General features: G+C 60.6%; 12 protein-coding genes. 2 read left to right on the top strand and 10 right to left on the bottom strand.

The window, feature by feature from the left end; all coding sequences use genetic code 11:
* Nucleotides 1-240: 240 nt before the first annotated feature.
* The 8 genes from B5G40_RS08795 to purE are packed head-to-tail and all read right to left on the bottom strand — an operon-like array spanning nucleotide 241 to nucleotide 7986.
* Nucleotides 241-1413 carry a phosphoribosylaminoimidazolecarboxamide formyltransferase gene (locus tag B5G40_RS08795; protein ID WP_087399370.1) on the bottom strand — a complete coding sequence of 391 codons (1173 nt, stop codon included), beginning with the start codon at nucleotides 1411-1413 and terminating at the stop codon, nucleotides 241-243.
* Nucleotides 1414-1432: 19 nt separating this feature from the next.
* On the bottom strand, nucleotides 1433-2140 hold the full coding sequence (locus tag B5G40_RS08790) for an IMP cyclohydrolase (RefSeq protein WP_087399369.1): 708 nt from the start codon (nucleotides 2138-2140) through the stop codon (nucleotides 1433-1435).
* Nucleotides 2141-2144: 4 nt separating this feature from the next.
* The gene (gene purN, locus B5G40_RS08785; RefSeq protein WP_087389256.1) at nucleotides 2145-2777 is read right to left on the bottom strand and encodes a phosphoribosylglycinamide formyltransferase; all 633 of its coding nucleotides are present in this window, start codon (nucleotides 2775-2777) and stop codon (nucleotides 2145-2147) included.
* Nucleotides 2774-3817: a phosphoribosylformylglycinamidine cyclo-ligase gene (gene purM / locus B5G40_RS08780; protein ID WP_087399368.1), complete on the bottom strand. Its 1044-nt coding sequence runs from the start codon at nucleotides 3815-3817 to the stop codon at nucleotides 2774-2776. The genes purN and purM overlap by 4 nt, the downstream gene beginning before the upstream one ends.
* 18 nt (nucleotides 3818-3835) lie before the next feature.
* The gene (purF, locus tag B5G40_RS08775; RefSeq protein WP_087399367.1) at nucleotides 3836-5260 is read right to left on the bottom strand and encodes an amidophosphoribosyltransferase; all 1425 of its coding nucleotides are present in this window, start codon (nucleotides 5258-5260) and stop codon (nucleotides 3836-3838) included.
* Between the two features lie 52 nt (nucleotides 5261-5312).
* Nucleotides 5313-6734 (bottom strand): amidophosphoribosyltransferase, encoded by a 1422-nt coding sequence (locus B5G40_RS08770; RefSeq protein WP_087399366.1) that lies wholly within the window; start codon nucleotides 6732-6734, stop codon nucleotides 5313-5315.
* 3 nt (nucleotides 6735-6737) lie between these two features.
* Nucleotides 6738-7457, bottom strand: coding sequence for a phosphoribosylaminoimidazolesuccinocarboxamide synthase (gene purC / locus B5G40_RS08765; RefSeq protein ID WP_087189080.1), 720 nt, complete (start codon nucleotides 7455-7457; stop codon nucleotides 6738-6740).
* A gap of 37 nt (nucleotides 7458-7494) precedes the next feature.
* Nucleotides 7495-7986, bottom strand: a complete 492-nt coding sequence (gene purE / locus B5G40_RS08760; RefSeq protein WP_087189079.1) for a 5-(carboxyamino)imidazole ribonucleotide mutase — start codon at nucleotides 7984-7986, stop codon at nucleotides 7495-7497.
* A 381-nt stretch (nucleotides 7987-8367) separates the two neighbouring features.
* On the opposite strand from purE, the gene B5G40_RS16635 reads away from it, so the two are divergent.
* Nucleotides 8368-8685, top strand: a complete 318-nt coding sequence (locus B5G40_RS16635; RefSeq protein ID WP_143383393.1) for a hypothetical protein — start codon at nucleotides 8368-8370, stop codon at nucleotides 8683-8685.
* Nucleotides 8615-9343: a phospholipase D-like domain-containing protein gene (locus tag B5G40_RS08755; protein WP_087399365.1), complete on the top strand. Its 729-nt coding sequence runs from the start codon at nucleotides 8615-8617 to the stop codon at nucleotides 9341-9343. The genes B5G40_RS16635 and B5G40_RS08755 overlap by 71 nt, the downstream gene beginning before the upstream one ends.
* Nucleotides 9344-9385: 42 nt before the next feature.
* Here B5G40_RS08755 and B5G40_RS08750 read toward each other — a convergent pair whose 3' ends face one another.
* Nucleotides 9386-11485: a glycogen debranching protein gene (locus B5G40_RS08750; protein WP_087399364.1), complete on the bottom strand. Its 2100-nt coding sequence runs from the start codon at nucleotides 11483-11485 to the stop codon at nucleotides 9386-9388.
* Nucleotides 11486-11541: 56 nt separating this feature from the next.
* Nucleotides 11542-13788: a hydratase gene (locus B5G40_RS08745; protein WP_087399363.1), complete on the bottom strand. Its 2247-nt coding sequence runs from the start codon at nucleotides 13786-13788 to the stop codon at nucleotides 11542-11544.
* Nucleotides 13789-13911 lie beyond the last annotated feature (123 nt).

The following is a 13911-nucleotide window of genomic DNA, read 5'->3' as shown; positions in this document are numbered from 1 at the left end:
TCAAACCTCGTTTCGTTACCCCCGTCCTTTTCGCGTAGCGAAAAGCTTTTTCGCGGAGGGTGTTGCGCTCCGTGACCCCGGAGCGAAAAAATCAGATGTATGTCTGGGAGAATTCACTTCTCCCAGACATACCCCGACCCGCGCCGTGGGCGCGAAACCGGGGGTATCGCAGAACTGCGCCAATGTACATTGGCGCAGTTCTGCGTATCCAGGGGGTATTGGATACCCCCTGGAACTGGTTTAATGGTGGAACAGCCGCATCCCGGTAAAGGCCATGACAATGCCGTACTTATTGCAGGTGGCAATGACGTGGTCGTCCCGGATGGAGCCGCCGGGCTGCACGATGTAGGACACGCCGGACTTGCGGGCCCGCTCCACGTTGTCACCGAAGGGGAAGAAGGCGTCGGAACCCACGGTCACACCGGACTGGGTAGCGATCCAGGCCTTTTTCTCCTCAGCGGTGAGCACCTCGGGCTTGACCTTGAAGGTGTTCTGCCACACGCCCTCGGCCAGCACATCCTCGTACTCGTCGGAGATGTACACGTCGATGGCGTTGTCCCGATCGGGGCGGCGGATGCCGTCCACGAACTGGAGGCCCAGCACCTTGGGATGCTGGCGCAGCAGCCAGTTGTCCGCTTTGTTGCCTGCCAGACGGGTGCAGTGGATGCGGCTCTGCTGGCCGGCACCCACACCGATGGCCTGGCCGTCCTTCACATAGCACACCGAGTTGGACTGGGTGTACTTCAGGGTGATCAAGGAGATGAGCATATCCCGCTTGGCGTGCTCGGGCAGCTCTTTGTTGTCGGTAACGATGTTGTTCAGCAGGTCGGCGTTGATCTCATAGTTGTTGCGGCCCTGCTCAAAGGTGATGCCGAACACGTCCTTGTGCTCGATGGCCTTGGGGACGTAGTTGGGATCGATCTCCACCACGTTGTAGCCGCCCTTGCGCTTGGTCTTGAGGATGGCCAGGGCCTCCTCAGTGTAGCCGGGGGCGATGACGCCGTCGGACACCTCCAGAGCCAGATAGCGGGCGGTCTGGCCGTCGCACACGTCGGACAGGGCGGCCCAGTCGCCGTAGGAGCACAGCCGGTCGGCGCCGCGGGCCTTCACATAGGCGCAGGCGATGGGGGACAGGTCCATGTCCTCCGCAAAGTAAATCTTCTTTTCTACGTCGGTGAGGGGGGTACCCACAGCGGCGCCTGCGGGGGAGACGTGCTTGAAGGAAGCGGCGGCGGGCAGGCCGGTGGCCTCCTTCAGCTCCTTGACCAGCTGCCAGGAGTTCAGCGCGTCCAGAAAGTTGATGTAGCCAGGTTTGCCGTTAAGCACCTTGATGGGCAGCTCGCCGGACTCCATAAAAATGCGGGCGGGCTTCTGATTGGGGTTGCAGCCGTATTTCAGCTCCAGTTCGGTCATGTTCTGTGCTTCCTCCTTCTTACTGATGCTTGTTGAGGATGACGGTCTCCCAGTTGCCGGTCATGATGTCGATATAGCGCACAAAGAGGGAGACCTTGTTCTCCTCATTGAGGCTGTTCCAGATCAGCTGGGCAAATTCCTCGGGAGTCTCGCTGGTGATGGTGATCTGCTCCGGCTCACCCTCGAAGGAGGGCAGGGGATTGCCGTCTCCCATGTAGGTGTGGATGAAGTGGCCCTGACCGGCCAGGGGCTTCTCATAGGCATAGAAGTAGCGGCGGCAGGAGGCGGGATCGCCGTCGGCGCTCTTCAGGATGGAGAGCACATAGTCGCCGTCCTTCTTTACCAGACCGGAAATACGGGGGGTGTAATTAGGCTCGTCCGGCTCGAAGGTGCGGGTATGGAGGGCCTGAGAGAAGGTCTTGCCTGCGGCCAGGCCCTCCCGGATGGTGTCGGTCTGGTCACCGTTGGTGACAATGGTGGAGGCGCCGAACACCCGGACTGGATTGTAGATGATGAGGGAGGGGTCGGTCATCTTGGAGGGATCAAAGGCCTGGGTGCGGATGCCGTCGGGGGTCTCCACAAACACACGGTTGCGGGAGTTCTCGCTGCGGCCCATAATGAAGTAGGCAATGACCGCCTTGGTGTCGTCGGCGGAGCGGCCCAGCACGATGCCGCGGCCGGGATAGGGATTGCTTTGCAGCAGTTGGGTCAGGTCCAGCGTTTTCATAACATCATTCCCCTTCTTTGATGGTAACGATCCGTCCCTCCACGGAGAGGCGGCCTTGACAGAACAGAGCGACGGCCTGGGGCAGAATATGCCACTCGGCCTGCTCCATGACCCGGCGCTGAAGCACCTCGGGGGTGTCGCCGGGCAGGATGTCCACCGCCTTCTGGAGGACGATGGGGCCGCCGTCGGGCTCCTCATTGACGAAGTGGACGGTGGCGCCAGTGACCTTCACACCGTAGGCCAGGGCCTTTTCGTGGACGTGAAGGCCATAATAGCCCGCCCCACAGAAGGACGGGATGAGGGCGGGATGGACGTTGAGGATGGCGTTGGGGTAGGCCTGCACCATTTCCTCAGTCAAAATGTGCATGAAACCGGCCAGCACCACCAGATCGATGCCCAGTTCCTTCAGCTTGGCCACCAGGGCCTGGGTCATGGCACGGTTGGAGTCGTAGTCCTTCCGGGCTATCACATAGCCGGGGATACCGGCGTTTTTGGCTCGCTCCAGGGCATAGGCGTCGGCTTTGGAGGAGATAACGGCGGCCAGTTCTCCGCCGCCCAGCTCTCCCCGGTCCCGGGCGCCGATGAGGGCCTGGAGATTGGTCCCGCCGCCGGAGACCAGTACAGCGATTCGGGTCATACCAGTTCCACCCCGGCGTCGCCGTCAACCACAGAGCCGATGACGTAGGCCTGCTCGCCGGCCTGGGCCAGCAGTTCCATAGCCTGCTCTGCCTGAGCGGCGGGAAGAGCCAGGATCATGCCGATGCCCATGTTGAAGGTGTTATACATATCCCGGGTGGGAATGCCGCCCTTCTTTTCGATGAGATCGAAAATGGGCAGGCGGGGGAAGGTGCTCAGATCAATGCGGGCGGTGAGTCCTTCGGTCATCATGCGGGGCACGTTCTCGTAGAAGCCGCCGCCGGTGATATGGCTGATGGCATGAACGTCGATGCCGCCCTTCAGCAGGGCCAGGATCGCTTTGACATAGATGCGGGTGGGAGTGAGCAGGGTCTCACCCAGGCTCTTGCCGCCCAACTCCTCCATGGGGGAGGTCAGGTCGGCGTGCTCCACGTCCAGCACCTTACGGACCAGGGAGAAGCCGTTGGAGTGGACGCCGGTGGAGGCCAGACCGATGAGGGTATCGCCTGCGGCCAGGGCCTTGCCGTCGATGATCTTCTCCTCGTCTACAATGCCAACAGAGAAACCGGCCACATCGTAGTCGTCCTCCGCCATCAGGCCGGGGTGCTCGGCGGTCTCGCCGCCCACCAGGGCGCCGCCCGCCTGGCGGCAGCCCTCGGTGATACCAGCCACGATGTCGGCGATGCGGGCGGGATCGTTCTTGCCGCAGGCGATGTAGTCCAGGAAGAAGAGGGGAGTGGCGCCGCCGCAGATGATGTCGTTGACGCACATGGCCACGCAGTCGATGCCGATGGTGTCGTGCTTGTTCATCAGCTGGGCCAGGCGCAGCTTGGTGCCCACGCCGTCGGTGCCGGACACCAGCACGGGCTTCTTCATGCCCGCCATATCGGGGGCAAACAGACCGCCAAAGCCGCCCAGGGTGCCCATGACGCCGGGGATATAGGTGGATTCCACCATGGGCTTGATGCGCTCTACCGACTCATAACCGGCGGTCACATCTACGCCGGCGGCGGCGTAGGACTCAGAGTGAGAATTTTTCATACGGAGAAACCTCCTCGATTATTGGGTTTGACCGATTTTTTGTTCAAAACGGAATTTTTCCCTGGCTTCCGGCACGGGCACCGGATAGCTGCCGGTGAAGCAGCCGTCGCAGAAGGTGCAACCGCAGCCGTTGGCCAATTTATGGACGCTGTCCACGCTGAGGTAGCCCAGGGAGTCGGCGCCGATAATCTTGGCGATCTCCTCTACCGTGTGATTGCAGGCGATGAGGTGATCCCGGGAGTCGATATCGGTGCCGAAGTAACAGGGATGGAGGAAGGGGGGCGCGGAGACCCGCATATGGACCTCTGTGGCCCCGGCCTCCCGCAGCAGCCCCACGATGCGGGCGGAAGTAGTACCCCGGACGATGGAGTCATCGATGATGACTACCCGCTTGCCCCGCACTACGGAGGAAATGGGGTTGAGCTTGATACGCACCTTGTCCTCCCGGTTTTTCTGGCCGGGGGAGATGAAGGTGCGGGCGATGTACTTGTTCTTGATGAAGCCAGTGCCGTAGGGGATGCCGGACTGCCGGGCATAGCCGATGGCGGCATCGATGCCGGAGTCGGGCACGCCGATCACGATGTCGGCCTGGACCGGATGCTCCAGGGCCAGGAAGGCTCCTGCACGGAGCCGAGCCTCGTGGACGCCGGCACCGTCGATCACCGAGTCAGGCCGGGCAAAGTAGATAAACTCAAACACACACAGGCTGCTCTTGGCCTTGCCGCAGTGGGTCCGTATGCTCCGCAGGCCGGACTGGTCGGCGATGACGATTTCGCCGGGTTCCACATCCCGGAGGAAGTGGGCGCCGATGGCGTCCAGAGCGCAACTCTCCGAGGCGAACACATAGCCGCCGTCCAGAGTACCGATGCACAGAGGCCGGAAGCCGTTGGGGTCCCGGGCGGCGATCAGCTTGCGGGGGGAGAGAAGCACCAGGGAATAGGCCCCCTGGATCACATCCATGGCGGCGGACACGGCCTCCTCGATGGAGGGGGCTTTCAGCCGGGCGCCTGTGATGGTGTAGGCGATGACCTCGGTGTCGCTGGTGGTGTGGAAGATGGCGCCGGACAGCTCCAGCTTCTCCCGCAGCTCGGCGGCGTTGGTCAAATTGCCGTTGTGGGCCAGAGCCATGGAACCCTTCACATGGTTGATGACCATGGGCTGGGCATTGGTACGGCTCTTGCGGCCGGTGGTGGCGTAGCGCACATGGCCCACGGCCATACTGCCGGGACCCAGGTGCTCCAGAACTTCAGGGGTAAATACTTCGCTGACCAGTCCCACGTCCTTGTGGCTGGTGATGACGCCATCGTCATTGATGGCCATACCGGCGCTCTCCTGGCCCCGGTGTTGGAGGGCATAGAGCGCGTTGTAAGTAACAGAGGCGGCGTGGGTCATACCGGCCACACATACGCCGAAAACACCACATTCTTCATGAATTGTTGCCATGGTTTTTCTTCCTTTGCGTCAGGGGCTTGGACGTGGAAACCGGACGGACCGGTTATTCCTTACCGGTCCAGCAGTAGGTACAGATCTTGTCGCGGTCGATGGCGATGGCCTCCAGCAGGCCATCCAGAGACTGATAGCCCAGGGAATCGAAGCCCATTTCCTTACAGATGGCCTTGAGCATACACTGGCCTCGCTCTGTGGAGGAGTCGGCATATTCCTCCAGATGCTGCTGCCCCTCGTCACCCTCCAGGTTCTGGATGGTGCGCCGGGCCAGCAGCTCCATGTCGGAGTTGCTGCGGGAGAAGTTCAGATATTTGCAGCCGTACATGATGGGGGGGCAGGCCGAGCGCATATGAACTTCTTCGGCGCCGGATTCGTAGAGAAATTCCACCGTTTCTCTCAGCTGGGTGCCGCGGACAATGGAGTCGTCCACGAAGAGCAGCTTCTTGCCCTCGATGAGCTCGGGTACGGGGATCTGCTTCATTTTAGCTACCTGGTTGCGGGCCGCCTGATTGGCGGGCATGAAGGAGCGGGGCCAGGTGGGGGTGTATTTCACAAAGGGGCGGGCAAAGGGCTTGCCGCTGCGGTTGGCAAAGCCGATGGCGTGGGGCACGCCGGAGTCGGGCACGCCGGCCACATAGTCCACCTTGGGCAGCTGTCCTTTCCGGACCTCATCCCGGGCCATGATCTCGCCGTTGCGGTAGCGCATGACCTCCACGTTGACCCCCTCGTAATTGGAGTTGGGGTAGCCGTAGTAGGTCCACAGGAAGGCGCAGATCTTCATCTTATCGCCGGCAGGGGCCAGGGTCTCCCAGCCTCTGGCGGTTACCTTGACCACCTCGCCGGGGCCCAGCTCGTAGGCGTCGATGTAGCCCAGCTTGTGGTAGGCGAAGGATTCAAAGGAGACACAGCAGCCCTCGTCGTTCTGGCCGATGAGTACCGGCAGACGGCCCAGCTTGTCCCGAGCGGCGATGATGCCGTCGGGGGTGAGGATAAGCATGGTGCAGGAGCCATCGATCTCCTCCTGGGCGTGGCGGATGCCGGACACCAGGTCGTCCTTCTGGTTGATGAGGGCGGCGGCCAGCTCGGTAGCGTTCACCTTACCCGAACTCATGGCCATAAACTGGTGACCATGGTCGGAAAAGTACCGCTCGATCAGCGCCTCGGAGTTGTTGATGATGCCTACCGTAATGATGGCGTACAGACCCAGATGGGAGCGTACCAGGAGGGGCTGAGGGTCGGTGTCGCTGATGCAGCCGATGGCGGAACAGCCCTTGAACTCGGCCAGGTCTTTGTCGAACTTGGTACGGAAGGGGGTGTTCTCGATATTGTGGATCTGGCGCTGAAAACCGATCTTGGGATCATAGACTGCCATGCCGCCCCGCTTGGTACCCAGGTGGGAATGGTAGTCGGTGCCGAAGAACACGTCCATGACGCAGTCGCGCTTAGAGATAGTGCCAAAGAAACCGCCCATGCCTTACTTGTCCCCCATCAGACGGCGCATGACCTCTTCATAGGCCTCTTCGGCGCCGCCCAGATCCCGGCGGAAGCGGTCCTTGTCCAGCTTCTCGTGGGTCTTCTCATCCCACAGGCGGCAGGTGTCGGGGGAGATCTCGTCGGCCAGCACGATGGTGCCGTCGGCGGTCTTGCCGAACTCCAGCTTGAAGTCCACCAGATCGATGCCGATCTCCTTCATGAAGCCCTTCAGCAGGTCGTTGACAGCAAAGGCGTACTTCTTGATGAGCTCGATCTCTTCCTTGGTGGCCAGTTTCAGAGCCAGGGCGTGATAGTCGTTGATGAGGGGATCGCCCAGGTCGTCGTTCTTATAGGAGAACTCGATGGTGGGCTCGTCAAACACGATGCCCTCCTCCACGCCATAGCGCTTGGCGAAGGAACCGGCGGAAATGTTGCGGATAATGACCTCCAGGGGGACGATGGATACCTTCTTCACGGCGGTCTCGCGGTCGCTGAGCTCCTCCACATAGTGGGTAGGCACGCCCTTCTCCTCCAGGCGGCGCATCAGGTTGTTGGTCATGCGGTTGTTGATGGCGCCCTTACCGGTGATGGTGCCCTTCTTCAGGCCGTTGAAAGCGGTAGCGTCGTCCTTGTAGGACACAATGACCACCTGGGGATCGTTGCTGGCGAAAACCTTCTTAGCCTTGCCTTCGTAGAGCTGCTCTTTCTTCTCGTAAGCCATGACGTGATGCTCCTTTTTCTATTCTAAATTGATTTGATTACAGTTTTTCTACAATATGGCGGTCTTTTTCCATCACTTCTTCCGCCATGCGGGCCTTGAACTGGACCAGCTTGTCGGTCAGTTCAGGATCGGACAGGGCCAGCATCTGAGCGGCCAGGATAGCGGCGTTGTCAGCGCCATCCACCGCCACGCAGGCCACGGGGATGCCCTTGGGCATCTGGACCATGGACAGCAGAGAGTCCAGGCCGCCCATCATGGATGTCTTGATGGGAACGCCGATGACGGGCAGGGTGGTGTAGGCGGCCAGCACACCGGCCAGATGGGCGGCCTTGCCGGCAGCGGCAATGATAACACCGAAACCGTTTTCCATGGCGTGGGAGGCCAGTTCCTCAGCGGCGGCAGGGGTGCGGTGGGCGGAAATAATGCGGACCTCAGCGGGAATGCCGAAGGACTGCAGACGCTGGATGCAGGGGCGCATGGTGTCCAGATCGGAGTCGGAACCCATGACAACAGCAACTTTTTTGCTCATAAGACCCTCCTGTATACCTAAAAATTTTTCAGGGCTGGAAAAAATAAATCAGGGCATCCGGTATACGGATGCCCTGACGGTTTCAGACCCTGAGGTTGGACAGGTTGGTGCCGTGGATGGATCGCCAGTTTGCGTAAAACCAGTGCAGTGATGACATCCCCGTACCTCCCCATTTGTTTGATTCATGTAAAATAATATCGGATTTTTTGGTGCTTGGCAAGGGCACTGGTGGATTTTTGTCTTGTTATACAACTTTGACGAAAAAAGGAAGGGGTACGTTGTGGAAGAAGAGAGGAACCGCTCCGAAAGAGGTTGTGTTCCGGAGCGGCAGAGGCTATACTTGCCATAGGAAGAATCCATCGAAAAGGGGAGGTGGCCCGAGTGAAATCCAGCCGGAACGAGACGGTAAAAAACAGTGTGGGACGAGCGCTGTTCGTGGCTCTCAGCGTACTGCTCCAGGCGGCCTGGATCGTAGGGCTGGTGCTGCTGCTCAACGACTATTATTATGCTGTCTCTCTTATCACCAGCGTGCTGGCCTTCCTGGTGGTGCTCAATCTCTATGGCAAGCAGATGACCGGCCCTATGAAGGCCTCATGCCTCATGGATTATTCTGATCCTTTTTTTCCCTGTGATGGGCCTGTGCATCTATCTGATGTTTGGACGTCCCAACTGTACCCGTGTCATGCGCCGGCGGTTTGAGCGCCTCCAGCAGCGGACCCAGGACCTCCTGCCCGACAGTGAGACGGTGCTGGCCCGGATGGAGGAGCAGGACAAGGGGATCGCCAATCAGCTGCGCTATCTCTCACGACGGGCCGGGTTTCCGGCCTATGAGAATACCGATGTAGAGTATTATGCCACGGCGGAAGAGGGGCTGGAAGCCCAGAAGCAGGCCCTGCGGCAGGCGGAACACTTTATCTTTATGGAGTACCACGCCATTGAGGACTCCCAATCCTTCCACGGCCTGGAGGAGATTCTGGTGGAGAAGGTCCGGCAGGGGGTGGAAGTGCGGCTGCTGTACGACGACATGGGCAGCATGGGCTTCATCAGCCCGGCTTTTATCAAACGAATGGAAAAGCTGGGCATCCAGTGCCGGGTATTCAATCCCCTGATGCCGGTACTCAATATTTTTATGAACAACCGGGATCACCGGAAGATTACCGTCATTGATGGTAAGGTGGGCTTTACCGGCGGTTACAATCTGGCAGACGAGTACTTTAACCTGACGCATCCCTTTGGCTGGTGGAAGGACACGGGGGTCAAGCTGACGGGGGATGCGGTGCCCAGTCTGACGGTGATGTTTCTGACCATGTGGAACGGGATCAAGGAGACCGACAAGGACTTTGCCCCCTTGATGTAACAGAAAAAGCCTGCCGGAAATTTTCCGGCAGGCTTTTTTGAATCAACTGCGTCCGCTGACCGCATGAAAGACGGCCACCGAGCGGGGACCCATCTGAAGTCCATTGCCGCTGAACAGAGGACCGGCGGCAAAGGGATCGGGGCAGGCGGTATGGAGCACCAGACTCCACCGCAAGCCGGAGGGCAGCTCAGGCAGGCCCTGCCAATGTGCCTCCCAGTGGGAATTGACCGCCAGCAGAATCAGGTCGTCGGCGGTGTCATCCTGGTTCCGGCCGGTGAAGAGCACGCCGATCTGCCGGGTCTGCTCATCCATCTTGGCGTTCCAGGCCGCCCCATTGTGAAGGGACACCGAGGGCCAGCCGCACCGGGCGGGGGCGGTCTCTCCCCGGATAATGGGGTGTGCTTTGCGGAAGGCGATCATTTGCGAGACAAAGTGGAACAGATCCTGGTGGTTTTCCAGCCGGGACCAGTCCAGCCAGGAGATCTCGTTGTCCTGACAGTAGGCGTTGTTGTTGCCAAATTGGGTGTTGGCAAACTCGTCACCCGCCAGGAACATGGGGGTGCCCCGGCTGCACAGCAGCACGGCAAAGGCGTTTTTTATCAGCCGGTCTCGGAGGGCCAGCACCTCCGGATCCGTGGTGTCTCCCTCCACGCCGCAGTTCCAGCTGTTGTTGTCGTTGGCCCCGTCGGTGTTGCCCCAGCCGTTGGCCTCGTTGTGCTTGACGTCGTAGGAGTACAGGTCGTACAGGGTAAAGCCGTCGTGGCAGGTCAGAAAGTTCACCGAGGCATTTTGTCGCTGGGAGGGGGGATACAGGTCGGCGGAGCCGGTGATGCGCTGGACCGCCGCCCAGGCCAGACCTCCGTCCCCCTTCAGGAAGCAGCGCAGGTCGTCCCGGTACTTGCCGTTCCATTCTGCCCACCGGTTCCAGGAGGGAAAGGACCCCACCTGATACAGTCCGCCGGCGTCCCAGGCTTCGGCAATGAGCTTCACCCGGCCCAGGATGGGATCGAAGGCAAGGCTCTCCAGCAGCGGCGGTTCGGACAGGGGAGCGCCGTCGGTGTCCCGGCCCAGGATGGAGGCCAGGTCAAACCGGAACCCGTCCACCCGGTACTCCACCACCCAGTACCGCAGGCAGTCCAGAATGAACTGCCGCACCACCGGATGGTTGCAGTTGAGGGTGTTGCCCACCCCCGAGAAATTGTAATACTTGCCGTCGGGGGTGAGCATATAGTAGATATTGTTGTCCAGGCCCTTAAAGGAGAAGAAGGGGCCCTGCTCGTTGCCCTCGGCGGTGTGGTTGACTACCACATCCAGAATGACCTCGATGCCGTGCTCATTTAAAGTGCGGATCAGGTGCTTGAGCTGGGTGCCCTCATGATTAAATTCCGGGGTGGCGGTGTAGCTGGTATTGGGGGCGAAGAAGCAGACGGTGTTGTAGCCCCAATAGTTGAGCAGTTGACGGCCGTCCACAATGCGCTCGTCCGCCATCTCGTCAAACTCAAAGATGGGCATCAGCTCCACTGTGTTGACCCCCAGCTCCAGCAGATAGGGCAGCTTCTCCAGCAGGCCCTCAAAGGTGCCGGGGTGCCTGACGCCGGAGGAGGGATGCTGGGTAAAGCCCCGGACGTGGGTCTCATAGATGATCATATCCCGGAAGGGGAGATGGGGGTCGTGGAAGTCCCCCCAGTCAAAGATATCCTCCACCACCCGGGCGTGGTAGGAGCAGCCGGGGGTCTGGTTCACGCCCCAGATGCTCTGGCCGGTGACCGCCCGTGCATAGGGGTCCAGCAGGTATTTGGTTTTGTCAAAGAGCAGGCCCCGGTCCGGGTCGTTGGGACCGTCCATCCGATAGGCATATTCGATCTCGTAGATGTCCAGGTCAAAGACGATCATAGAGAAGGTGTTGCCGATACGAAAGTTCTCCGGGAAGGGCAGGATGGCGAAGGGCTCCTGCTGGGTGCGGCGGAAGAGGCACAGCTCGCAGTAGGTGGCGTTGATGGAGTGGATGGTGAAGCTGACTCCGCCGGGCACCACGTTGGCGCCGTTGAGGAGAAACAGGCCAGGCCGCACTCGGAAGCCGGAGATGTTGTTGGTGGCGGCCAGGGGTTTGGCGGGCAGCAGGGGGATAGGCTTTGGGACCATGGGAAAGTCTCCTTTAAAAAAGAGGGGCGCTGCATCGGTGTGCAGCGCCCCGGCTTTTATTTGGCGTAGTAGTTGATGAGGCAGCCCGCCAAAACAATATCACGTTCTTCGCGGGTCATACCGGGCAGCTTCAGGGTGACGGTGTGCTCCGTACCGTTCTGGATAAGGACGGCGGGGATCACGTCGGCGCCGCTGTCCAGGGCAGTGCGGACGCCGGGGATGTACAGCTTGTCGCCGGGCTGGATGTTCCAGTCCTTTACGTCCTCGTTGATGAAGGGCAGCATACCCCAGTTCACCACGTTGGAGCGGTAACGCTTGGTGGCGTACTCAGCGGCCAGGTTGGCCACGCCGCCCAGCACACGCTGGCAGGAGGCAGCCTGCTCACGGGCGGAGCCGTCGCCGGGCTTGAGGGCCATCACCAGGGAGCCCAGGCCGGTGTTGGCGGGATTGTGGCCCATCAGGGCCTCCTTCACCTCGGGGGCCTCGGGGTTGGTACGGCGCAGCTTCTCCACCGCCAGAATCTCCTTGGCCCGGGGCACATACTGGGGATCCTTCCGGCTCAGAGCGAACTCAGACAGCTTGATGGGGTTGGAGCGGTAGGAGGAGGTCTCGCCGGAGGGGATTAGCTCGTCGGTGGTGGTGACGGGATCATAGATGGCGGAGCAAACGGTGAGCAGCAGGTTGTCGGGCAGAGCCACCTGCTCCGGCCAGTCGGCGATGTTGGGACCAAAGACCAGCTCCTGGCTGGGATCAGCCTTGCCCACGCCGAAGTACACCCGGGCCTTGTAGGGAGTGTCGTCATAGGCGAAGGGCTCCACGGCGGGATCAGCGGGGGCGTTGGGCAGTTCGTCGGCTCCGGTAAGGGCACCCCCGTTGAGGGCGGTGGCGGCGATGGAACGGGCGTCCATCAGGGCCACATAGGACACCTGGCCGTCGGAAGGCTTGGAGCCCTCCCGGTTGGGGAAGTTGCGGGTGGAGTGGCGGATGGAGAAGGCCCCGTTGGCGGGCACGTCGCCGGCGCCGAAGCAAGGACCGCAGAAGCAGGAGCGGATGGAAGCGCCAGCCGCCATCAGGGAGGCGATGTAGCCACGCTTTGTCAGCTCCAGGTTGACGGGCTGGCTGGTGGGGTAGACGGACAGCCAGAAGGCGTCGGAGCCGATGGCGTGACCATCCAGCACCTGGGCTGCCCGGACAATGTTTTGATAGGTGCCGCCGGAGCAGCCGGCGATGACACCCTGATCCACCATGAACTTGCCGTCCACGATCTTGTCCAGCAGGGAGGCAGGCTTGCTCTTCAGCTTCAGCTGGTGCATAGTGTCCTCGTCTACCTGGTGGAGGAGGTCGGCCATGTTCTCCTTAAACTCCTGGATGGTGTAAGCGTTGGAGGGATGGAAAGGCAGGGCGATCATGGGCCGGATCTTGTCCAGCTCCACATGGATAACGCCGTCATAGTAGGCGCCGTCAGCGGGGGCCTGGGGCTTGAACTCGCCGCCGCGGCCCAGCACCGCCAGGTGGTCCTTCAGAGTGTCGTCGGCTACCCACACGGAGGACAGACAGGTGGTCTCAGTGGTCATGACGTCGATGCCGGAGCGGTAGTCCATGGACAGGTTGGCCACGCCGGGACCGAAGAATTCCATGACGGCATTCTTGACGGTGCCGTCCTTGAAGGTGGAGCGGATCAGCTCCAGAGCTACGTCCTGGGGACCCACGCCGGGGATGGGGGTGCCGGTGAGATAGATGGCGATAACCTTGGGATAGCTGATGTTGTAGGTCTTTTCCAGCAGCTGCCGGGCCAGCTCGGGGCCGCCCTCACCGATAGCCATGGTGCCGTAGGCACCGTAGCGGGTGTGGGAGTCGGAGCCCAGGATCATCTTGCCGGGGGCGGCATACCGCTCTCTCATATAGGAGTGGATCACGCTCTGGTGGGCGGGGACGAACTCGCCGCCATACTTCTTGGCAGCGGACAGGCCGAACACATGGTCGTCCTCATTGATGGTGCCGCCCACGGCGCACAGGGAGTTGTGGCAGTTGGTGAGCACATAGGGGAGCGGGAACTCCTTCATGCCGGAAGCCCGGGCGGTCTGGATGATGCCGACGTAGGTGATGTCATGGGAGGCCATGGCGTCGAACTTGATGGCCAGACTGTCCATAGAATCGCTGGTGTTATGGGCCTTCAGAATGGAATAGGCCATGGTGCCTTTCTTTGCCTCCTCGGGAGCGGGCAGGCCGGCGGCGGGGCCGTCCTGGACAGGCACAAAGGCGTTGTTTTTATAGTAGACGCCCTGACGGGTGATGTTCAGCATATGATTCCCTCCGATGCTCTTGAATTATCTTTCATCATACCAACTTTTTCTTGCAAGTGCAAGAGCTTTGTCCGTCATTTTCTGGATGATGAAATTTATGTCAACTTTTTCTGCCGGCGTTTT

Source organism: Flavonifractor sp. An9 (genome assembly GCF_002161245.1).
Taxonomy (GTDB): domain Bacteria; phylum Bacillota; class Clostridia; order Oscillospirales; family Oscillospiraceae; genus Flavonifractor; species Flavonifractor avicola.
Note: the sequence above shows the minus strand (reverse complement) of the source record. Positions and strands in the feature narration are given on the sequence as shown.